This is a genomic window from Alteraurantiacibacter aestuarii, from assembly GCF_039523595.1.
Classification (GTDB): domain Bacteria; phylum Pseudomonadota; class Alphaproteobacteria; order Sphingomonadales; family Sphingomonadaceae; genus Alteraurantiacibacter; species Alteraurantiacibacter aestuarii.
The window spans coordinates 682,688-702,616 of sequence record NZ_BAAAFP010000001.1; the positions used below are offsets into that span (position 1 = coordinate 682,688).

At 62.7% G+C, this 19,929-nt stretch carries 18 protein-coding genes; 5 read left to right on the forward strand and 13 right to left on the reverse strand.

Annotated elements, in window-relative coordinates:
- The first annotated feature begins 8 nt into the window (after positions 1 to 8).
- Together ABDZ98_RS03265 and dut are read left to right on the forward strand one after the other, a co-directional pair.
- Positions 9 to 1,694 carry a bifunctional phosphopantothenoylcysteine decarboxylase/phosphopantothenate synthase gene (locus ABDZ98_RS03265; protein WP_160591934.1) on the forward strand — a complete coding sequence of 562 codons (1,686 nt, stop codon included), beginning with the start codon at positions 9 to 11 and terminating at the stop codon, positions 1,692 to 1,694.
- Positions 1,687 to 2,145 (forward strand): dUTP diphosphatase, encoded by a 459-nt coding sequence (gene dut / locus ABDZ98_RS03270; protein ID WP_160591936.1) that lies wholly within the window; start codon positions 1,687 to 1,689, stop codon positions 2,143 to 2,145. Before ABDZ98_RS03265 ends, dut begins: the two co-directional genes overlap by 8 nt.
- Before the next feature lie 7 nt (positions 2,146 to 2,152).
- Here dut and ABDZ98_RS03275 read toward each other — a convergent pair whose 3' ends face one another.
- The 5 genes from ABDZ98_RS03275 to secB all read right to left on the reverse strand — a co-directional run bounded on the left by ABDZ98_RS03275 (position 2,153) and on the right by secB (position 7,377).
- Positions 2,153 to 3,112 carry an alpha/beta hydrolase gene (locus ABDZ98_RS03275; protein WP_160591938.1) on the reverse strand — a complete coding sequence of 320 codons (960 nt, stop codon included), beginning with the start codon at positions 3,110 to 3,112 and terminating at the stop codon, positions 2,153 to 2,155.
- 158 nt (positions 3,113 to 3,270) lie between these two features.
- Complete coding sequence (locus ABDZ98_RS03280; protein ID WP_160591940.1) at positions 3,271 to 3,984, reverse strand: DUF4136 domain-containing protein; 714 nt, start codon at positions 3,982 to 3,984, stop codon at positions 3,271 to 3,273.
- A 164-nt stretch (positions 3,985 to 4,148) separates the two neighbouring features.
- Positions 4,149 to 5,192, reverse strand: a complete 1,044-nt coding sequence (gene trpS / locus ABDZ98_RS03285; protein WP_160591942.1) for a tryptophan--tRNA ligase — start codon at positions 5,190 to 5,192, stop codon at positions 4,149 to 4,151.
- A gap of 13 nt (positions 5,193 to 5,205) precedes the next feature.
- Positions 5,206 to 6,810: a murein biosynthesis integral membrane protein MurJ gene (murJ, locus tag ABDZ98_RS03290; RefSeq protein ID WP_160591944.1), complete on the reverse strand. Its 1,605-nt coding sequence runs from the start codon at positions 6,808 to 6,810 to the stop codon at positions 5,206 to 5,208.
- A gap of 27 nt (positions 6,811 to 6,837) precedes the next feature.
- Positions 6,838 to 7,377 (reverse strand): protein-export chaperone SecB, encoded by a 540-nt coding sequence (secB, locus tag ABDZ98_RS03295; RefSeq protein ID WP_160591946.1) that lies wholly within the window; start codon positions 7,375 to 7,377, stop codon positions 6,838 to 6,840.
- 304 nt (positions 7,378 to 7,681) lie between these two features.
- Here secB and ABDZ98_RS03300 point away from each other — a divergent pair, with 304 nt between their 5' ends.
- The 3 genes from ABDZ98_RS03300 to ABDZ98_RS03310 all read left to right on the forward strand — a co-directional run bounded on the left by ABDZ98_RS03300 (position 7,682) and on the right by ABDZ98_RS03310 (position 10,139).
- Positions 7,682 to 8,335, forward strand: a complete 654-nt coding sequence (locus tag ABDZ98_RS03300) for a Tim44/TimA family putative adaptor protein (RefSeq protein ID WP_160591948.1) — start codon at positions 7,682 to 7,684, stop codon at positions 8,333 to 8,335.
- A gap of 65 nt (positions 8,336 to 8,400) precedes the next feature.
- Positions 8,401 to 9,558, forward strand: coding sequence for a murein transglycosylase A (gene mltA / locus ABDZ98_RS03305; protein WP_237437513.1), 1,158 nt, complete (start codon positions 8,401 to 8,403; stop codon positions 9,556 to 9,558).
- Entirely contained in the window at positions 9,555 to 10,139 is a 585-nt protein-coding gene (locus ABDZ98_RS03310) for a Smr/MutS family protein (protein WP_160591952.1), read from the forward strand. The genes mltA and ABDZ98_RS03310 overlap by 4 nt, the downstream gene beginning before the upstream one ends.
- Before the next feature lie 213 nt (positions 10,140 to 10,352).
- On the opposite strand, the gene ABDZ98_RS03315 is transcribed toward ABDZ98_RS03310, so the two are convergent.
- From ABDZ98_RS03315 to aroC, 8 genes are all read right to left on the reverse strand, one after another.
- Positions 10,353 to 12,005 (reverse strand): S41 family peptidase, encoded by a 1,653-nt coding sequence (locus ABDZ98_RS03315; protein WP_160591954.1) that lies wholly within the window; start codon positions 12,003 to 12,005, stop codon positions 10,353 to 10,355.
- Between the two features lie 27 nt (positions 12,006 to 12,032).
- A complete protein-coding gene (locus ABDZ98_RS03320) occupies positions 12,033 to 12,548 on the reverse strand; it encodes a hypothetical protein (protein WP_160591956.1) in 516 nt (171 codons plus the stop codon).
- 145 nt (positions 12,549 to 12,693) lie between these two features.
- The gene (locus ABDZ98_RS03325) at positions 12,694 to 13,257 is read right to left on the reverse strand and encodes a hypothetical protein (RefSeq protein WP_160591958.1); all 564 of its coding nucleotides are present in this window, start codon (positions 13,255 to 13,257) and stop codon (positions 12,694 to 12,696) included.
- 77 nt (positions 13,258 to 13,334) lie between these two features.
- The gene (locus tag ABDZ98_RS03330; protein ID WP_237437514.1) at positions 13,335 to 13,637 is read right to left on the reverse strand and encodes a PadR family transcriptional regulator; all 303 of its coding nucleotides are present in this window, start codon (positions 13,635 to 13,637) and stop codon (positions 13,335 to 13,337) included.
- 270 nt (positions 13,638 to 13,907) lie between these two features.
- Positions 13,908 to 16,103, reverse strand: coding sequence for a catalase/peroxidase HPI (katG, locus tag ABDZ98_RS03335; protein WP_160591960.1), 2,196 nt, complete (start codon positions 16,101 to 16,103; stop codon positions 13,908 to 13,910).
- Positions 16,104 to 16,318: 215 nt separating this feature from the next.
- Positions 16,319 to 17,908, reverse strand: a complete 1,590-nt coding sequence (ahpF, locus tag ABDZ98_RS03340; protein WP_160591962.1) for an alkyl hydroperoxide reductase subunit F — start codon at positions 17,906 to 17,908, stop codon at positions 16,319 to 16,321.
- A 130-nt stretch (positions 17,909 to 18,038) separates the two neighbouring features.
- The gene (ahpC, locus tag ABDZ98_RS03345; RefSeq protein WP_160591964.1) at positions 18,039 to 18,605 is read right to left on the reverse strand and encodes an alkyl hydroperoxide reductase subunit C; all 567 of its coding nucleotides are present in this window, start codon (positions 18,603 to 18,605) and stop codon (positions 18,039 to 18,041) included.
- A 209-nt stretch (positions 18,606 to 18,814) separates the two neighbouring features.
- Positions 18,815 to 19,903: a chorismate synthase gene (gene aroC, locus ABDZ98_RS03350; protein ID WP_160591966.1), complete on the reverse strand. Its 1,089-nt coding sequence runs from the start codon at positions 19,901 to 19,903 to the stop codon at positions 18,815 to 18,817.
- Positions 19,904 to 19,929: the final 26 nt, after the last annotated feature.

The following is a 19,929-nucleotide window of genomic DNA, read 5'->3' on the forward strand; positions in this document are numbered from 1 at the left end:
AAGAATTCATGGCTAACCCACGGGTGCTCTTGGTCGTGGGCGGAGGAATTGCCGCCTACAAATCGTGCGAACTGGTGCGTCTCATCCGCAAGGGTGGGGCCGATGTCACCTGCGTGCTGACCAATGGCGGCTCGCAATTCGTCACGCCGATGAGCCTCGCCGCCCTGTCCGGCAACCAGGTCCACACCTCGCTGTGGGACCTGAAGAATGAGGCTGAGATCGGCCATATCCAGCTCAGCCGGGAGGCCGACCTGGTGGTGGTGTGCCCGGCCACGGCGGACCTGATGGCCAAGATGGCGGCGGGCATTGCCGATGATCTGGGCACCACGCTGATCCTTGCGACAGACAAGCCCGTGCTGGCTGTTCCGGCCATGAACGTGCGCATGTGGGAACATGAAGCGACGCAGCGCAACATCGCCTGGCTGATCGATGCCGGTGTGCGGGTGATGCAGCCTGACGAGGGCGAAATGGCCTGCGGCGAATTTGGCCCCGGCCGCCTCCCCGACCCGGAAATGGTGTGGCTGGAAATCGCCGACATGCTGGGGCTGGACCCCGGCGATGCGGGCCATGAACAGATCGCCGATTACCTGCGCAAGATGGCCGAGGCCGAGGTCGAGGACGAGGATGACGAGGAGGACAATCTCGGCTATGCTCCTACTCCCGCCAAGACCGGCGGTCTGGGCGGATTGATCGGATCGCTCATCCAGCGCTCCACCCCGCGCCGGATCGAGGATGACGAAACCACTTACGAGGATATGGCGGACCTGCCCGAAGCGGCCGAGCTGGACGATGGCGAGCCTTATATCGGCCCCGACCTGCCCGAGCCTGACCTGAGCGCGGGCGGCCCGGTGCTGGCCAGAAAGGGCGCCGCCGCCGCCGCTCCGCCGACAGACCGCGAAGCCATCAATCACGAGGTCAACGCCCGCCAGGCCGCGCCGCAGCCTTTCGATGGGGAAGACGCTGCTGCCCCGGTCGGCGCGCTGGCCAAAAGCATGGCAGACCCGCTTGATGGCCAGCCTGCGTTCGACGAAGATCCGGCCCACCGCCCGCTCTATGGCAAGCATGTGCTGATTACCGCCGGCCCGACGCATGAGCCGATCGATCCGGTGCGCTATCTCGCCAATCGCTCTTCAGGACGGCAGGGCTTCGCTATTGCCGAAGCGGCTGCGGCTGCCGGTGCGCGCGTCACGCTGGTGGCAGGCCCGGTCCATCTCGACACCCCGCCCGGCGTCGACCGCATCGATGTGGAAAGCGCCGAAGACATGGCTGCGGCGGTCAAGAAGGCGCTGCCCGCCGACTGCGCGATCATGGTCGCTGCCGTGGCGGACTGGCGGACCAGGGATTATCAGGGTGAGAAGATCAAGAAGCGTGGATCGGCTCCGCCTTCGCTGATGCTCACCGAAAACCCCGATATTCTGGCGATGGTTTCCGCCAGTTCCAAGCGGCCCGACCTGCTGATCGGCTTTGCCGCCGAGACGGAGAACGTGGTCGAGAATGCGCGCAAGAAGCGCAAGAGCAAGGGCGTGGACTGGATTGTTGCCAACGATGTGTCTGGCGATGTGATGGGCGGGACCGAAAACAAGGTCCACATTATCCGTGAACGCAAGGTCGAGGATTGGGATCAGATGAGCAAGATGGATGTGGCATGGAAACTGGTCGAGAGAATCGCCGACCACCTGAACGCCCATGACTGAGCGCGTCCCCGTGCGCATCAAGCGCCTGCCGCACAGCCACGGGCTGGATATGCCGGCCTACGCCACGCAAGGCGCGGCGGGCATGGATGTGCTGGCCGCAGAGGGCGTGATCCTGCGCCCCGGCACGCGCCACGCCGTCGCCACCGGTTTCGCCGTCGCCATTCCATCGGGTTACGAGATTCAGGTGCGCCCAAGATCGGGCCTTGCGCTAAAGCATGGCATTACCGTCCCCAATACGCCGGGCACGGTGGACTCCGATTATCGCGGTGAAGTGAAGGTGATCCTGATCAACCATTCGGATGACAATTTCACCATCCAGCGCGGTGACCGCATCGCCCAGCTGGTCGTTTCCCCCGTCACGCTGGCGCGCTGGGAGGAAGTTGACGAACTGGACGATACCGCACGCGGCGCCGGTGGCTTTGGGTCCACCGGCGGCCACGCGTCGCTTTAGGCAAGGCTCAGGAAAGCCCCCGCATCCACGCCAGGAACGGGCCGGAAAGGCTCTCGTCAACCGAACCGATGCTTGCGCCTTCGGTCATGTGGTTGTGGTCCTTCAGCATCAGCACCATCGGGCAATTGGTGTCGCTGTCCACCGCGCACAGCCGCTGCTGCGCGGCTTCAGCGAATGTGTGGAACATGTCCGGGTCATATTCGGCATAGCCCAGCATCAGCGGAATGGTGCTGGCACCCAGTCGATCGATCACCGGCCCCATCGTCTGCAATGATGCATCGGTGCCATAATAGGCATGCGGTTCTGCGGCCATTTCCGCCGCATAGGCGGGAGACAGCAGCAGCGCTCCCTTGACGGATGCAGCCTCCGCGCCCTGTAAATCCGTATGCTGGACATAGTCGGCCACATGGTCGGCCCCTGCCGAATGGCCCCACAGCACGATATTGTCCGGATCGCCGCCATATTGGGCGATATTGTCGCGCACCCACTGAATCGCGGCGGCCAGATCATTGCGCGCGGCGGGGAAGGCGGCGGCGGGGGCGAGGCGATAATCGATGTTCACGCCCACCATGCCATTGCGCGCGGCCCATGCGGTGGCGCTTTGCGGGTAGTAAGCACCCACCTTGCTGCCGCCGACAAAGCCGCCGCCGTGGACATACAGCAGCACGGGACGCCGCTCACCCTCTGCCGCAGCGTTGAGCGTATAGACGTCGAGGATCTGCGCGGGATCGCTGCCATAGGCGACATTCTCGGCAATCGAGACATCGTCATAAGGCGGTGCGGGCACCAGCGGGGCAAAGATATCGAAGCTGGCCGGATCGATCACCTGGCCTGCCGCGCGAATTTGCGCAGCCTGTTCCTCGGGCACGCCGGGATAGCTGACCTGCTCATCGGCTGCGGGCTGCTCTGCCGCCTCCCCGCAGGACATCAGTGCCATTGCCGCTGCAGCGACCAGAATCATACGCATCGCATTCTCTCCCCATTTCCCATTGGCGCGCAGATTGACGCAAATGGCCCGGAAAGAAAAGGCGGCCACAAAAAAGGCGGGCCTGCCGCCCCGAAAAGGAGAGGAAGGCCCGCCCGACGTCCCCGGAGCCATGCTCCGAAGTCTGGTGTCTGGTTTGTCTAGTCGCGGCTGTCGCGGCGCACCGGCTGGTCTTCCGGCGCGATGGAGATGCGCACCGTCTCACCCGAATTGCCGGGGAAATCGGTAAACATCGCCTCGATCAGATTGGGCACCAGATATTGCAGCCGGTCGGTGGTCGAAACCGCCTCTGCACTGCCTTCGAACAGGCGTTCACCCGTCTGGCCATCGTCGATCTTCAGCTCAATGCCGCTGGTGAAGATGGTGTAGCTTTCCACGTCGGAGCGACCGAATAGATCGTCCTGAAAGCCGTAACCCCAGTGGCGATTGGGCACATAGGCCACGCGCGCCTGACCGGTCCGGTCACGGTAGATGATCGGTGAATAGCTGTACCACGGGCTGTAGAAGGGATCGCGATAGCGCAGGCCTGACGAGCGAACGCGCTCGCGCCCGTTATCCACCCCGTAATCGAAACGCACCAGCAGCGTGGCCTGTTCGGGAGATGCGGCCTGGGTGTATCCCAGCGCGGCCATCTGGGCCTCGACCTGATCGGCATAGAGTGCGAACTCCAGCCCGCCGGCCAGCGCCGGATCATCCGCCACAACCGCGAAGGTCTGGCCCTGCGGGGCGGGAAGTTGTGATTGAAAGCGCGATACGTCGGCGCGGAAAGGGGTGGCGCATGCGGCCAGCGCACCCAGCATCAGCGGCACCGCTGCCAGCTTCAAACCGCGCGTAAGCTTGCTGAATATGGACATGGTATTTCTCTCTGTAGATCCGGGCTGCACACCCGGATGCGACCTTGTTCTGAAGACGTGAGTCTTCATCATGGGACGCGCAATAGCAAGCGCGGCCTGAACCGCGATTGAATGGGTTTTCAATGAAAACCTAGCAATAACAGCGCCTTCAGCGCTCCGGCGAGCTACCCGCGGATCAGGCCCAGCGCATCATAGGCGGCCTTGAGCGTGGGAGAGGCAATCTCACGCGCCTGTGCAGCGCCTCTGGCCAGAATCGCATCGAGCGATTCCCGGTCCGATTTCAGCTCCACAAAGCGGCTGCGGATCGGGCCCAGCGTGGACACCATCAGCTCCGCCAGCGCAGGCTTGAACGCGCCGAAGCCCTGCCCGCCATATTGCGCCAGCACCTGCTCCGCCTCGATATCCGCCAGAGCGGCAAAGATGGTGACGAGGTTGAGCGCCTCGGGCCGATCGGCGAGGCCCGCCAGTTCGCCGGGCAGGGGCTCGGGATCGGTCTTGGCCTTTTTCACCTTCTTCGCCATCAGATCCTCATCATCGGTCAGATTGATGCGGCTCATGTCGGAAGGATCGGACTTGCTCATCTTGGCGCTGCCATCGCGCAGCGACATGATGCGCGCGGCAGAGGGCGGAATATAGGGATCGGGCAGGGTGAAAACGCCCGCCACGTCCTGGTTCTGATCGGCATAGCCGGGCACGAAATCGACGTTGAACTTCTGCGCGATGTCGCGCGCCAGTTCCAGATGCTGCTTCTGGTCTTCGCCCACGGGAACATGGGTGGCCTGATACAGCAGCACGTCCGCTGCCTGCAGCACGGGATAGGTGAACAGCGCCACGCTGGCGCCTTCGCGGTTCTTGCCCGATTTGTCCTTGAACTGCGTCATCCGGCTCAACCAGCCCATCCGCGCAGTTCCCGTCAGCAGCCATTGTAGCTCCGCATGGGCAGGCACCTGCGCCTGGTTGAACAGGATCGAGCGCTGCGGATCGACGCCGCAGGCCACCAGCGCCGCAGTCATTTCCAGCGTGGCCGACTTCAGCTCCGCCGGGTCATGCGGCATGGATATGGCGTGCAGATCCGCCAGGAAGAACAGGCACTGGCCATTGCCAGACGCGGTGATTTCTTCCTGCATGCGCACCCAGTTACGGATCGCGCCCAGGTAATTTCCCAGATGAAGCGAACCAGTGGGCTGAATGCCGGATACAACGCGCATGATATGTCCTGAATTATTCCTGTGGCTTGGGATCGGCGGCGGCTGCCGCCTTGGGCTTGCGCCGTAGCTGAGCGATCAGGTCCTTGTCGAGCGCGCCGAGCAGATAGGCGAAGACGAAGAAGGTGATCGCGCCCGATGTAACCAGCCCGCCCAGCGCCAGCACACGGGCCACCACGCTGCCTGACCAGTAGGGTTGCAGCAGAGGCACTAGAAACCACAGCAGCGCCGCCATTACCGCGCAGGCCAGAGCCTGCCGCATGATCCGCCCGAGCAATTTCCTGCTGACATCGAACCAGCCGCGGATGTGCAGGATGGTCATCAGGGTCGCCACGTTGAGCGAGGAGGTGATGGCGGTGGCTGCCGCCAGCCCGACAATGCCGAACCGCGGCACGACATAGAAGTTGAGCGCAATGTTGAATGTCAGCGCTCCGGCGGCGACGAACACCGGCGTGCGCGTATCCTCGCGGCTGAAGAAGGCGGGCTGGAACACCTTGACCAGCACATAGGCAGGCAGGCCCGCCACCAGCGCCATGACGATATTGCCCATGATCGCGGTATCGGCTGCGGTCATCTTGCCGCCCTGGAAAATGCCGGTGGTGAAGGCCGGGGCGCAGATCGCCAGCGCAACGGCGGACGGCAGGCACAGCAGCATGGCGATCTCCACCGCATTGCTTTGCAGGCGCTGCGCTTCGGACTTGTTGTCCGCCTGGATATGGCGCGCCAGCATCGGCAGGATTGCCGTGCCCAGCGCAATGCCGAAAATGCCCAGCGGCATCTGGTTGAGCCGGTCTGCCAGCTTGAGCAGGGTGAGCGAGCCCTGCGGCAGGCTGGTGGCAAAGAAGGTGTCGACCAGCTGGCTGATCTGGTAAATCCCCGCGCCAAAGGTGGCGGGCAGGATCAGCATGCCCATGCGTTTCACATCGGGCGTGATCTTCGGCAGATGCACCTTGAAACGTACGCCTGCCTTGCGTGTGGCCCAGAACATGTAGAGCAGCTGCACCACACCGGCCAGCGCCAGCGCGATTGCCTGCGCATAGGCCACCGCCACATCGCCGCCGCCGATATTCTCCCGCCAGTACCAGCCGGCCAGAATGCCGGTGATCAGCGTGATGTTGAGCAGCACGGGAACAATGGCGCCGGGCGCGAACTTTGACCGCGCATTGAGCACGCCCGACAGCATCGCCACAAGGCTCACCAGCCCCAGATATGGGAAGGTGATGGTCGAAAGGTTGGTCGCCAGTTCAAACTTGCCGGGCACGTTCTGATATTCGCGGGCCAGCGCCCACACGATGCCGGGCATGACGATCATGCAGATCGCGGAAAAGCCCAGCAGCACCCAGACGAAGATCGCCAGCACGTCACTGGCGAATTTCTGCGCCGCCGCGCCATCGTCGTCCTCGCCCAGTCGGCGGGTGTACATCGGCACGAAGGCGACCGAGAAGGCGCCTTCTGCAAACAGGCGGCGGAAGGTGTTGGGCAGGGTGAAGGCCAGCTGCCAGGCATCGGCCGCCATCCCTGCGCCAAGCACGCGCGCCACCAGCATGTCTCGGGCAAAGCCGAACACGCGGCTGACTGCTGTCAGTCCGCCGATCGTGCCGACATTCCTGACCAGGCTCATTGCAGCTGGCCCGCCATCAGGTCCGGATCAGTTCTCGTCGCCGGTGGGGGCAGCAGCCTCGCCGCCAGCCTGCGCAGCATCCTGCGCCTGCTTGTTGCGCAGCTGGTTGATGTACAGGCCGTTGAAATCGATCGGATCGAGCAGCAGCGGCGCAAAACCGGCATCGCGCACCGCATCGGCAATCACCCGGCGGGCGAAGGGGAACAGGATGCGCGGCGCTTCGGCATAGGTGAAGGCGTGCATCTGGTCTTCAGGCATGTTGCGCATGCCCACCAGCCCGCAGAAGGCCAGTTCCACGATATAGGCAATGCCCTCGGCAGTCTTGGCGGTGGCGGAAATCTTCAGTTCCACCTCGGACACTTCCTCGTTCACCTTGCGCGCGGCAATGTTGAACTGCACGTCCATTTCCGGCTGGCTGTTCCACTGGAAGCTTTCGGGAGCCTTGGGATTCTCTACCGAAAGGTCCTTCACATATTGCGAGATAACGCCGGCCACAGGCTGGGTATCCGCGCCATTGGCAGCAGGATTGGTGTTGAGATTGGTGAGAACGTCGCCTTCTTCGGCCATGATTATCGTCTTTCGTAACGCTTGTGCCGCGCGTGGTGGCGGCGCTGGATGAATGGTTATCGCACTGGCTGGCGCGCCTAGCACCCGCGCGCCGCGCCCGCAATGTCGGGAGTTGGGTCGGGAGTTGGGTCAGGAGTTGGGCTATTCAGCCTGTATTATGCCCGATTGTTGCAGCTTTGATCCGCCTCGCGGTTTTGTTACCGGATTGGTCGTTGTCCATTTGTAATTGAACCCTATCTGGGTCACAATTGCATTGTTTGCGGCAGATAGCAGAAAATCGCCGCTCGCGAATCGGGAAATGCCTGTGATTGTTGAAATTGTCATCCTCGCCATGATCGCTGCCTTTTTGGGCATGCGACTCTATTCCGTGCTTGGCCGCCGTGCAGAGCATGAGGAAGAAATCGTGCCCAAGGGATATGAGCTGGGAGAGGAGCGCCAACCGCAAAGCGCGCCCGCGCCAGTGGCAGAGCTGGTGCGCAATGAACGCCAGATCGCCGGTTTCCCGCCCGCCATCGAACAGGGCCTGCGCGAAATTTCCGCCGTGGATCGCCGGTTCGACCTGCTGACCTTCCTCGAAGGTGCCAAGGGCGCCTATGGCATGGTGCTGGAAGCTTTCTGGCGCGGTGACAAGGAAGAGCTGAAACAGCTGTGCGACGATGATGTCTATGCCAGCTTCGTGGCCGCCATCGATGCCCGCGAAAAAGCCGGTGAAACGCTGGAGAACCGGCTGGTGCGGATTGAGGATACTACGGTCCATTCAGCCGTGCTGGAAGGCCGGATGGCGCGTATCGCCGTTCGCTTCGTAGCCGATATTGCCGCCCTCACCCGCGACAAGGATGGCAATATGATCGGCGGATCGCTGGATGATGCCGTGGAGAGCCGCGATATCTGGACCTTCAGCCGCGACGTTCGCAGTGCTGATCCCGATTGGCTGCTCGACGAAACCGACGCCGCTTGAGACGAGGAGCGCGGGTGATGCCACACGCGCGCCTTTCCCTGCCAAAGAAGTCCCTTGCCACGGCAATGTCGCTGGCCCTGCTGGCCGCTTGCGCCAGCCTGGTGCCCGGCGGCAGGCCCGCTACCGGTCCCGCTGCTCCTGCTGGCGCATCGGCTGCGCTGCTGGGTGTTGCGCGCGGTCCGGCGATTGTCAGCTTTGGCCTGCTGCCGCGTGACAGTGCCGATGCGCTGGATGCCTTCACCCAAAGCTGCGGCGTCGTCACCAGCCGCCAGGATGCCTCTGGCCTCACCCGCCCCACCGATTGGCAGCCTTCCTGTCGCAGCGCCGCCGCATGGCCGCGCACGGAGGCTGCGCGCTTCTTCGAAACCTATTTTGAGGCTGCGCGCGTGGGCGATGGCGCGGCCTTTGCCACCGGTTATTTTGAGCCCGAGATCAGCGGTTCGCGCACGCGCCGTGTGGGATTTGACGTGCCTGTCTACCGCGTCCCCGATGATCTGGTCCGTGCATGGCCGGACGGCGTGCCGGAAGGTGAGCGGACAGGGCGTGCGCCTCTGGGCCGCTACGATGCCAGCGGCAATTTCGTGGAATATTACACCCGCGCCCAGATCGAGGATGGCGCATTGGCCGGGCGCGGGCTGGAAATCGCCTGGGCGGCAGACCCGGTGGAATTCTTCTTCCTGCAGGTGCAGGGGTCCGGCCGCCTGATCACGCCGGAAGGCGACGTGATCCGCATCGGCTATGCCGGGCAGAACGGCCACGGCTACACCGGCATTGGCGGGGTGATGCGCGAACGCGGGCTGCTGGGCGAAGGCCCCGGCAAATATGCCGGATCGATGCAGGGCATCATGCAATATATCCGCGAAAACCCCGAAGATGGCGCCGCGCTGATGCGCCTCAATGAAAGCTGGGTGTTCTTTACCGAACTGACCGGCGATGGTCCGCTGGGCTCCATCGGCGTGCCCGTGCGCGGGGAAAGCTCGGTCGCGGTGGACCCGAAATTCGTGCCCTATGGTGCGCCCGTGTTCCTGTCCACTGACCGCGTGGAAGCGCGCGGATTATGGGTGGCGCAGGATACCGGCGGAGCCATTCGCGGTGCCAACAGGTTTGACACATTCTGGGGTGCAGGCGATCAGGCGCGAGAGATTGCCGGCGGCATGAGCGCGCGTGGTGAAGCCACTATCTTCCTGCCGCGCGGGACGCTGGACCGACTGGGCGTACGATGAAATCACCCCGCGGACTGAGCGCGGAAGAGGCTGCGCTATGGGCCAGGCTGGCGCAAAGTGTGACCCCGCTGGAAAAGCGCGCCACGCCAAAGCCCGTGCCGCTGGTCCATCCGCCAGCCGCCACGCCCATGCCCCATCCACGGTCATCCCCGCCGCGCAAGGTGAAGGGCCGCGTCCCCCCGCCGCTGGTGAAGGCCGCGCCCGCATCGGTTCCGGCACCGGTGCATGCGCCGGGTACGGGGCTTGATTCGCACTGGGAGCGGCGCCTGGCGCGCACGTCGACAGAGCCGGAATTCACCCTCGACCTGCATGGCCACACGCTCGATCAGGCGCACAGGCGGCTGGATCAGGGACTGATGCAGGCCAAGGCGATGGGGGCGCGGCTGGTGCTGGTCATTACCGGCAAGTCCCGCCCGGTCGATGCCGCGGACCGGGGAGATCGGCGCGGCGCGATCCGCGCCAAGATCCTCGACTGGCTGGCCGCCGGACCGCATGGCAGTGACATCGCCGCCATCCGCAAAGCGCACCGCCGCCACGGGGGCGAGGGCGCGCTCTATCTGGTGCTGCGGCGGCGGGGGTAATTCAAGGACGGTCTACATGCCGGCCGATTGCGTTGCTTCACTGGTTCGGCAGCTTTGCGCCCTCTTCCAAGATATGAAAGGAAGTCTGTCCGCTACCTTGAAGTGGACATTCGTTTATCTGCGGGCCCGATGTCCGCTAACGATTCAAAGGGAACACATTGCGGGTGTTCTCGCTGTGCGAACGTAACTTGGCGTGGTGTCCCTAAATCTTCGCTAACCACCCGGCGAACTCGGTCCGGTCTGCCAGCCAACCAGAAGTCCCTCCGGATCCAGCATCACTGTCATCACTCGTGTTCCATTGGCGAAGGCAACTTCGAAGGCGTCTCCGGTCGGCAAGCCCGGTCCGATGAAGCTGACTGACCTGATCTCGCCCAAGGGGCGAAGCTGGGCCTGCAGCGCTGGCAGTTGAGGGCGCAACATATCGGCCTGCCGGGGGTTCATTGCGGTCAAGTCTGGTGGCTCATTCGTGACGCCTGCCACTATAGAGCGCAGCGCCGCTTCAGAGCCGGGAAGGGGAGCGGTGCGCGGCGTGAATACGTTTCGCTGCGAGGCCGCGGCGATATCGGACACGGCATCCTGGCCAAGCATTTGCAGCACGACTCCAAGTGCGTCGGCAGCGGGCGCCGCCACGTTGGGCTCGACACCGTGACCTTCCCAGTTGCCCTTTGTGAACGCGTTCTCCGCTCGCGCCAGCGGGATCATCGCGATCAAATCATTACCGAGCGGCGCTGGCCCTGTCAGATTGCCACCACCGGCCGTAAGTTCACCTACGAGCACGCCGAGGCCGAGTGATTTGACGTCGTAGGCGAACTCCTCGCCTCCCGAGAAGGTTTGGCTGCTGGTCAGTACGTAGACGGGGCGATCGGCGAAGCTCACCGGTGTTGGCTGACTCGTAAAGGATTCGCGGTCGAAGTCGTTGGTCCCCGCGATGCGAGTGATGACGTCGTTGATGTGCACTGTCTCGTCCCCCGGCAGCAGGAAGCTGACCAGATATGCGACCCCCTCGGGCAAACCGCCGATGTTACGACGCAGGTCGATGATCAGAGCGCTGCAATCTGCAAGGCTCGACATGGCCCTGTCGATCGGCGGCTTGAAACCTGCTCGTCGCGGAAATGCGACCACCTCTAGGTAGCCGATACCCCCAGCAAGCATGTCGGCCCGCACGATACCGCTTTCCGAGCGCGGCAATGCCGTCCCGGCTGACGCAGGCGCGGATGGAAGGGCGCTCATCGAACTGATCACGAGGTGTTTGTCGTGCGCAATGGCTCTCACGTCGGAGCTCAGCCGCGCTGCGAACGCCGCGGGATCGCCTAAGCTGTCGTATTCGCCGGCCGCGAGCGCGGCGTCGATCTGTTCGGCAGCCTGCTCGCCGACGTCAGGGAATACATAGCGGTCGCGCAACGCCATTGCGAGTTGCGTCACCACTGCCTGCCGCGCTGCCCCGTCGAGCAAGTCGGAAAAGGGCGCAGTCGCAGAGGCAAGGTCCGGCGCGTCGGCAATTCGGGTGCCGACGACTTCGCTACCATTATACACGCTCCTGATCCGGGTGGTGTTGGGGCCTTCGTCTTCGAAGAAAACACGCACTCCTGCCGCGTCATTCGCGAACTCGCTCGCACTTACCGTCCGCATCGGCGGTCCGGCGGGCTGGCCAGCCAGTTGGATGTTCATCCGACCGTCTTCGGTCACCGTTACCGTTACGATCGTGTCGTTGAGCTGGTAGCGGCCGGCGTAGCGTTCGAGCACCTCTCTCGCCACCGACACAGTGGGATCGGCCGGGGCTGCTGTCGATTGGGCAACGGCCGGCAGCGTGTTCAAAGGCTCCGTGACTATCATGGTCACGATCGCGAAAGACATTCGTTTGAGCATGCCAAACCCTCCTCATTGCAGTGTCGGTCAAAAGTCGATGAGCGGCTCGCTCAAGCAGCGCTCGATCGCGGCTGCCAGAGCGCGTATTTCCCGGCGATCGCCTTGTCGCGACAAGGTGGAATACCGCCGGGTGTAGAAATTCAGTTTGTCGGCCATCAGCTTTTCGGCGTCATCAGGCGTCAGTTCGAGCCACTCCTCAGCCTGAAATACCGACTGTCTTGCCGCTTGGACCCCTCGGGAGACTCGCAGCGGATCGAATTCTCTTTCGAGCTCTCCGAGGCTCTGCAAAGCGCCAACTCTTCCAAAGCAGTCTGCCGAGTGCTCCAGACCGCGCTCGAAACCGCGCTGGAAATACCAGGTACTCCACAGCGCGGCTGGCACGGCAAGCGCGCAGGCGACGATGAACAGCAGCGGTTCGCCGCGCAGGAGCTTGTCCCGGAACGTCGGCTCGGCAGTTCCAAACCCCGGCCGGGCAACAAAAAAGTACTGGAGGAACTTGAGCACCAGGTAGGTGCAGAGCGACCATAGCAAGGCCTTGGCCATCGATAACTCCTCCTCCCCCGATGCGACCCGGCAATCGGCCCTCATCAAACATGTGAGAGTTATAGCAACATATGTAGAGTTAAGAGTCAAGCATGACGGGTGCGGCCGTTACGGTCCTCTGCCTGTCAGGGTGATGCTGAAGAGATTACCGCGCGGGAATTTCCGCGTCCGCATTCGGAAATATCCGCGCATGCTGCCGTGCGACGACGATGAGAACCGAAAGTTCAATCGCCAGCGCCGCCGCCTGCAGGATCACGAAGGTTTCGTCGAGAAACAGTGCTCCCGTGATAATGAATAAGGCTACAAGGGTCGCGCCGACGAAGGCGCTGACCTTGACCACGCGTGCCCAGTTGCGCTCGACGAGCGCCCACGCAAGGTGCAAGTGACCGGTGCCGAGCATGAGCCAAAGAGCCAGCAGGCACGGTGCAGCTTTGATCTGGGACGAGGCAAGCAGGGGGTGGTGCGTGGCACCGGCCAGGAGGACGCTGCTGAATGCTTCCCCTCCGAAGAATACCGATGAAGAACCGAACGCCAGCGCGAACTGGAGAACCGCCATGGGAATTAGCAAGCCCAGCGCGACCGCGTAGTTCGTCAGGACAAGGCGCCCTTCCCCATGGTTCGGCATCTCGCTCCACGCTGCGACCAGGCAACCGGCCGCGAATGCGAAAGGCCGCCCCTCCAGTACCGCCACGTGAAACTCGGCCCTCATGGCGAGTGCCCACTCACGGCGACACTCGCCGAGACAGCAGCTGGCGAGCCAAACCACGGCCCGTGAAACAGGCGCCGTCATGCGAGGGCGCTCTTGGCAGGAATGTCGGCGCCGGAGCATTCGACCGTCTGCGCGAGGGCGATCCCTGCAGGGGTCAACCGGTAAGCGTGGCGCGCAGGCCGACCAGGCCGTTCCGGATCACGCCATTCGGCTTCGACAAGTCCCTTGTCGGCCATGCGCATCAGCAGAGGGTAGAGAGTACCTGACGAAAGGCCGGTTTCCTTCATCAGGTCATAGCCATGACGCCATTGCTGTGTCCTTTTGGAGAACGCGTCCAACAGGATGAACATCTGCTTGGAAGGCGGTCTGTTGCGAGACATGAAAGCATATCAACTTATGTAGAGTTCGAAGTCAAGGAGCTTGGCCACAGGCCTGCAACAAGCTGTCATCCTATCAAAAACTGGATGGTGCGCGAAAGGGCGCCTCGTTTTACTATCACGGCAACTTGCCTGTAAGCCGACTGCCCGCTCCCGGTCCCAACCCCGTGGCCTCGGTGACCGCCTGCAATGTCCGCTTTCCTCCCAAATCCAGACGCCCACGAAAAAGCCCCCGACATCGCTGCCGGGGGCTTTTGCTGATTGGTGCGGGACTTACTTCAGATCGAAGCGGTCGGCGTTCATCACCTTGGTCCAGGCCTTGATGAAGTCGGTCACGAACTTCTCGCGGCTGGTGTCTTCGGCATAGACTTCGGCCTGGGCGCGAAGCTGCGAATTTGCCCCGAAGACGAGGTCGGCGCGCGTGGCACGCCACTTTTCCGCACCGGTCTTGCGATCAGTGCCGACGAACTCCTCGTCACCGCTGTTGTCGACAACCTTCCACACCGTGCCCATGTCGAGCAGGTTGACGAAGAAGTCATTGGTCAGCTGGCCCGGACGATCGGTGAGGACGCCGATCCGCGAACCGTGATCGGCATGATCGCTGACCGCGCCAAGCGCGCGCATGCCGCCGACCAGCACGGTCATCTCGGGAATCGAGAGGCCGAGCAGCTGGGCGCGATCGACCAGCATGTCCTCCGTCTTCACGCTTGCCTTGGTCTTCAGATAGTTGCGGAAGCCATCGGCAAAGGGCTCGAGAGGCTCGAAGCTTTCAGCATCGGTCTGCTCCTGGCTGGCATCGCCGCGACCGCCCGTAAACGGAACGCTGACATCAAAGCCCGCATCCTTGGCGGCCTTTTCAACCGCCGCACTGCCGGCTGCCACGATCGCGTCTGCCATCGACAGATTGCCGCGCAGCTCGTCGATCCTGGCCAGAACCTTCGCCAGTTCCTGCGGATCGTTGACCTTCCAGTCCTTCTGCGGAGCAAGCCGCACGCGGGCACCATTGGCGCCGCCACGATTGTCCGAATTGCGGAAGCTGGATGCCGAAGCCCATGCTGCCTTGACCAGCTCTCTGACGGAAAGACCGCTAGCCAGAATGGCTGACTGGAAGGCAGATACATCTGCATCCGAAGGCATGGTACCGGCGGGAACGGGGTCCTGCCAGATCAGGTCTTCAGCCGGAACTTCCGGGCCGAGGTAACGCACCTTTGGCCCCATGTCGCGGTGGCACAGCTTGAACCATGCACGGGCGAAAGCATCGTCCAGCGCAGCCTGATCGTCGCGGAAGCGTTCGGAAATCTTGCGATAATCCGGGTCCATCTTCAGCGCCATGTCGGCTGTGGTCATCATGGTCGGAACCTTCTTGGACGGATCGCGCGCATCGGGCGCCATGTCCTCTTCCGACTGATTTATCGGCTGCCACTGCTGGGCACCTGCCGGACTTCTCACCAGCTCATAGTCATATTTGAACAGCAGGCGGAAATAGTCGCCGCCCCACTGGGTGGGATGGTTCGACCATGCGCCTTCAATGCCCGAAGTGGTGATGTGACCCTTGGCGATCTGATCGGGATCGGTTGCCCAGCCAAAGCCCTGCATTTCCAGCGCGCCGCTTTCCGGGCTGCCGCTCAGCTGGTCTGGCGGGACCATTCCGTGCGCCTTGCCGAATGCGTGGCCACCGGCGGTAAGCGCCACCGTCTCCTCGTCATTCATGGCCATGCGGGCGAAGGTTTCCTTCATATCGCGCGCTGACAGCAGCGGATCGGGATTGCCGCCCGGACCTTCCGGATTGACGTAGATCAGGCCCATCTGGATCGCCGCGAGCGGGTTATCCAGCGCCTTGCCTTCATCGGGGATGATGCGCGTTTCGGCGCCCTGATCGACCCACAGTTCTTCCGTGCCCCAATAGACGGTCTCAGGCTCAAACACGTCCTTGCGACCGCCGCCGAAGCCGAAGGTGGGACCGCCCATGCTCTCAATGGCGACATTGCCGGTGAGGATAAACAGGTCGGCCCAGCTGATGTGTTTGCCGTACTTCTGCTTGATCGGCCACAGCAGGCGGCGTGCCTTGTCCAGGTTGCCGTTGTCCGGCCAGGAATTGAGCGGAGCAAAGCGCTGCTGCCCGCTGCCTGCACCGCCGCGCCCGTCACCGGTGCGATAGGTGCCGGCGGCGTGCCAGGCCATGCGGATGAAGAACGGGCCATAATGGCCATAGTCAGCCGGCCACCAATCCTGGCTGTCGGTCATCAGCGCGGTCAGGTCGGCCTTGAGCGCATTATAGTCGAGCGCGTTGAAGGCTTCGGCATAATCGAAATCTTCGCCCATCGGATCGGTCGATCCGCCGTTCGGGTGGAGAATTTCCAGCTGCAGGGCATCGGGCCACCAATCACGATTGGTGCGGCCCAGAAGCGACCGTACGCCGCCACTGCCGCCAAACGGGCACCCGCTCATTTCACCTGTCTTTGCATCCATTTCCATCTCTCCTCACACAGGGACTCGTGTCCCAATCAATCCTACCTGTGCAAGATGACCCTTCCGCGATGATGCGTCCAATCGATTAGTTGGCATTCATTGATCGATTTTGCCATTTTGCGGCAAAACGAATTTTGGCTGCGACCAGACGCAAAAATCCCGCCCTCGCTGCATGGGCGAGGGCGGGATGATGTATTGCCTTGAAGGGTGTGGGGTCAGACCGCTTCGGCCAGATCCTCGACCTTTTCGTTGCGGATCAGATAGTCGAAGGCGGACAGGGCAGCCTTCGATCCATCGCCCATGGCGATGATGATCTGCTTGTAGGGAACGGTGGTGCAATCGCCTGCGGCAAACACGCCATTCAGATTGGTGGCGGCATGATTGTCCACCTCGATCTCGCCATGTTTGCTCAGCGCGATACCGCTGTCCTTGAGCCATTCGGTGTTGGGCACCAGGCCGATCTGGACGAACACACCTTCCAGGTCGACGCGCTTTTCGGCGCCGGTGTCGCGGTCCTTGTAGAGCAGGCCGTCCACCTTGGTGCCATCGCCGCTGATCTGCGTGGTCTGCGCCGATACGATGATGTCGACATTGGCCATCGATCGCAGCTTGCGTTGCAGCACTTCGTCCGCGCGCAATTTGCTGTCGAATTCCACCAGCGTGACATGGCCGACGATCCCGGCAAGATCGATTGCAGCCTCGACGCCGCTGTTGCCGCCGCCGATCACCGCTACGCGCTTGCCCTTGTACAAGGGGCCGTCGCAATGCGGGCAATAGGCCACGCCCTTGTTGCGATATTCCTGCTCGCCCGGAACGCCCAGGTTGCGCCAGCGCGCGCCGGTGGAAAGGATCACCGTGCGCGCCTTCAGCGATGCGCCATTGTCCATCACCACTTCGTGATAGCCGCCCTTTTGGGCAGCGGGGATCAGCCTGGTGGCGGTCTGCAAGTTCATCACGTCGATATCATATTCGCCGACATGCGCTTCCAACTGGGCGGCCAGCTTGGGGCCTTCGGTATAGGGGACGGAGATGAAGTTCTCGATGCCCATGGTGTCCAGCACCTGTCCGCCGAACCGCTCTGCCGCGATGCCGGTGCTGAAGCCCTTGCGCGCGGTATAGACGCTGGCAGCGGCGCCAGCGGGACCGCCGCCGACAATGAGCACTTCAAACGGCTTCTTTTCGGCGATCCTGGCTGCGGCGCGGGCGGAGGCATTGCCGTCCAGCTTGGCCAGAAGCTCCTCCACGCTCATCTTGCCGCTGGCGAACATCTCACCGTTCAGGAAGGTTGCGGGCACGGCCATCACGCCGCGTTCCTCCACCTCGTCCTGAAAGGTTCCGCCTTCGATCAGCGTGGCGGTGATGCGCGGGTTGAACAGTGCCAGCAGCGTCAGCGCCTGCACCACGTCCGGGCAATTGTGGCAGGACAGGGAGAAGAACATCTCGAAGGCATAATCGCCTTCCAGCGCGGCAATCTGCTCCAGAATTTCAGGTTCGACCTTGGGCGGATGACCGCCGGCCCACAGCAGGGCCAGCACCAGCGAGGTGAATTCGTGCCCCATCGGCAGGCCGCCGAAGCGAACCCATTTGCTGGCATCGGATGCGCGGCGGATGATGAAGCTGGGCTTGCGCTCATGGTCGCCGTCGAAAGAGGCGGTGACCTTGTCAGAAAGCGCGGAAATCTGTTCCAGCAGCGCGCGCGTATCGGCCGACTTGGGATCATTGCCAAGGCTGGCGACAAGCTCGATCGGCTCGCGCAGGTTGCCGAGATATTGCTGCAGCTGCTGGGTCAGGTTTGCATCAAGCATATCGGTTTCCTCTGCCGGGGTTGGTCAGTGCAAAAAAACGGTCCGGGGCTTCCGGGAGGGGGGGGAGGGGAATACCCCGGACCGTTCATGCGACCCGTCGGGGGGCGACGGGCGGTTCAAGTCAGCGAGATCAGATCTTGCCGACAAGGTCGAGCGAGGGAGCAAGCGTATCGGCGCCTTCTTCCCACGCAGCCGGGCAAACCTGGCCCGGGTTGTTACGGACGTACTGCGCCGCCTTGATCTTGCGGGTCAGTTCGTTGGCGTTGCGGCCAACGCCTTCGCAGGTGATTTCCATGATCTGGATCACGCCATCGGGATCGATCACGAAGGTCGCGCGGTCGGCCAGGCCCATTTCTTCGCGCAGAACGCCGAAGTTGTTGGACAGCGTGTGCAGCTGGTCACCCAGGAAGGCATAGTTGATCTTGCCGATCTTCTCGGACGTGTCGTGCCAAGCCTTGTGGCTGAAATGCGTGTCGGTCGACACGGCGAACACTTCCACGCCCATGCTCTGCAGCATGTCGTACTTCTCGTTCAGGTCTTCCAGCTCGGTCGGGCACACGAAGGTGAAATCGGCCGGGTAGAAGAAGAAGATCGCCCACTTGCCGGAGATGTCGGCTTCGGTGACGTCGAAAAAGTCCTTGCCGGCCTGGAAGGCGGTGGCCTTGAACGGCTTTATGGTGCTGCCGATGATACCCATGTGAAAACTCCTGTCGCGGGTTTGAAACTCGCGGCCCAGATAGGAGGCAGGACTGATCTGAAAAGGGCTTTGTTACGATTGGATAGATCGACGCAATCGATCATATCCGTAAGCGTTCAGTTTATTGCAACACCTGTTGCGATAATTGCAACGACAGCGTTGTTTACGCCTTGGCCACCGGGCTCAACCACACACCTCAACCACACACCTCAGCCACATTGCGCACGGTGGAGCATTTTGTGGTCCGCCAGCACCAGCGCCATCATCGCTTCGACCACGGGTGTGCCCCTGATTCCCACGCAAGGGTCATGGCGGCCCTTGGTGCGCACGGTCGTCTCTTCGCCAGCTGAATTGATCGACGCGCGCGGGATCAGGATGGAACTGGTCGGCTTGAACGCCACCCGGCACACCACCGGCTGACCGGTGGAAATGCCGCCCGCAATGCCGCCGGCATGATTGGCGAGGAATTCCGGACCTTCGCCTGCTGCGCCCGGACGCATCTCGTCGGCATTGTCCTCACCGCGCAGGCGGGCGGCGTTGAAACCTTCGCCGATCTCGACCGCCTTCACCGCATTGATGCCCATCATGGCAGCGGCAAGGTCTGCATCCAGCTTGGCATAGACCGGTGCGCCCCAGCCCGCGGGAACGCCCGTGGCCACGCATTCGACAACCGCGCCCAAAGACGATCCGTCCTTGCGGCAATCATCCACCAGCTTTTCCCAGCGCTTCACCGCTTCCACGTCGGGACAGAAGAACGGGTTCTGGCCGATCTGGCCGGCATCGAAATTGCCCATGTCGATCGCATCGCCGCCAATTTCGGAGACATAGGTGGTGATGGTCACTTCGGGCACCACCAGCCGCGCCACGGCACCTGCGGCCACCCGCGCCGCCGTTTCGCGCGCGGAAGACCTGCCGCCGCCGCGATAATCGCGAATGCCGTATTTGGCATCATAGGCATAATCGGCATGGCCGGGGCGGTATGCATGGGCGATCTCCGAATAATCCTTTGATCGCTGATCGGTATTCTCGATCATCAGGCTGATCGGCGTGCCGGTGGTGCGCTGCGTTCCGTCAGGGCCTGCAAACACGCCTGAAAGAATGCGGACCTGGTCCGCCTCCTGCCGCTGCGTGGTGTATTTGCTGGTGCCCGGACGGCGCGCGTCGAGGAAGGGCTGGATCGCCGCTTCGTCCAGCGCCAATCCCGGCGGACACCCGTCCACAACCGCGCCCAGCGCCGGCCCGTGGCTCTCGCCCCAGGTGGTAAACCGCAAAACCCTGCCAAATGTGTTTACGCTCATGGCGATGCTGTTGGCGCAAGACTTCG

Bases quoted from the DNA above. Each gene is read 5' to 3' on its own strand.
- ABDZ98_RS03265 (WP_160591934.1), top strand. From the start codon at position 9: ATGGCTAACCCACGGGTGCTCTTGGTCGTGGGCGGAGGAATTGCCGCC.
- dut (WP_160591936.1), top strand. From the start codon at position 1,687: ATGACTGAGCGCGTCCCCGTGCGCATCAAGCGCCTGCCGCACAGCCAC.
- ABDZ98_RS03275 (WP_160591938.1), bottom strand. From the start codon at position 3,112: ATGCGTATGATTCTGGTCGCTGCAGCGGCAATGGCACTGATGTCCTGC.
- ABDZ98_RS03280 (WP_160591940.1), bottom strand. From the start codon at position 3,984: ATGTCCATATTCAGCAAGCTTACGCGCGGTTTGAAGCTGGCAGCGGTG.
- trpS (WP_160591942.1), bottom strand. From the start codon at position 5,192: ATGCGCGTTGTATCCGGCATTCAGCCCACTGGTTCGCTTCATCTGGGA.
- murJ (WP_160591944.1), bottom strand. From the start codon at position 6,810: ATGAGCCTGGTCAGGAATGTCGGCACGATCGGCGGACTGACAGCAGTC.
- secB (WP_160591946.1), bottom strand. From the start codon at position 7,377: ATGGCCGAAGAAGGCGACGTTCTCACCAATCTCAACACCAATCCTGCT.
- mltA (WP_237437513.1), top strand. From the start codon at position 8,401: ATGTCGCTGGCCCTGCTGGCCGCTTGCGCCAGCCTGGTGCCCGGCGGC.
- ABDZ98_RS03310 (WP_160591952.1), top strand. From the start codon at position 9,555: ATGAAATCACCCCGCGGACTGAGCGCGGAAGAGGCTGCGCTATGGGCC.
- ABDZ98_RS03315 (WP_160591954.1), bottom strand. From the start codon at position 12,005: ATGCTCAAACGAATGTCTTTCGCGATCGTGACCATGATAGTCACGGAG.
- ABDZ98_RS03320 (WP_160591956.1), bottom strand. From the start codon at position 12,548: ATGGCCAAGGCCTTGCTATGGTCGCTCTGCACCTACCTGGTGCTCAAG.
- ABDZ98_RS03325 (WP_160591958.1), bottom strand. From the start codon at position 13,257: ATGAGGGCCGAGTTTCACGTGGCGGTACTGGAGGGGCGGCCTTTCGCA.
- ABDZ98_RS03330 (WP_237437514.1), bottom strand. From the start codon at position 13,637: ATGTCTCGCAACAGACCGCCTTCCAAGCAGATGTTCATCCTGTTGGAC.
- katG (WP_160591960.1), bottom strand. From the start codon at position 16,103: ATGGATGCAAAGACAGGTGAAATGAGCGGGTGCCCGTTTGGCGGCAGT.
- ahpF (WP_160591962.1), bottom strand. From the start codon at position 17,908: ATGCTTGATGCAAACCTGACCCAGCAGCTGCAGCAATATCTCGGCAAC.
- ahpC (WP_160591964.1), bottom strand. From the start codon at position 18,605: ATGGGTATCATCGGCAGCACCATAAAGCCGTTCAAGGCCACCGCCTTC.
- aroC (WP_160591966.1), bottom strand. From the start codon at position 19,903: ATGAGCGTAAACACATTTGGCAGGGTTTTGCGGTTTACCACCTGGGGC.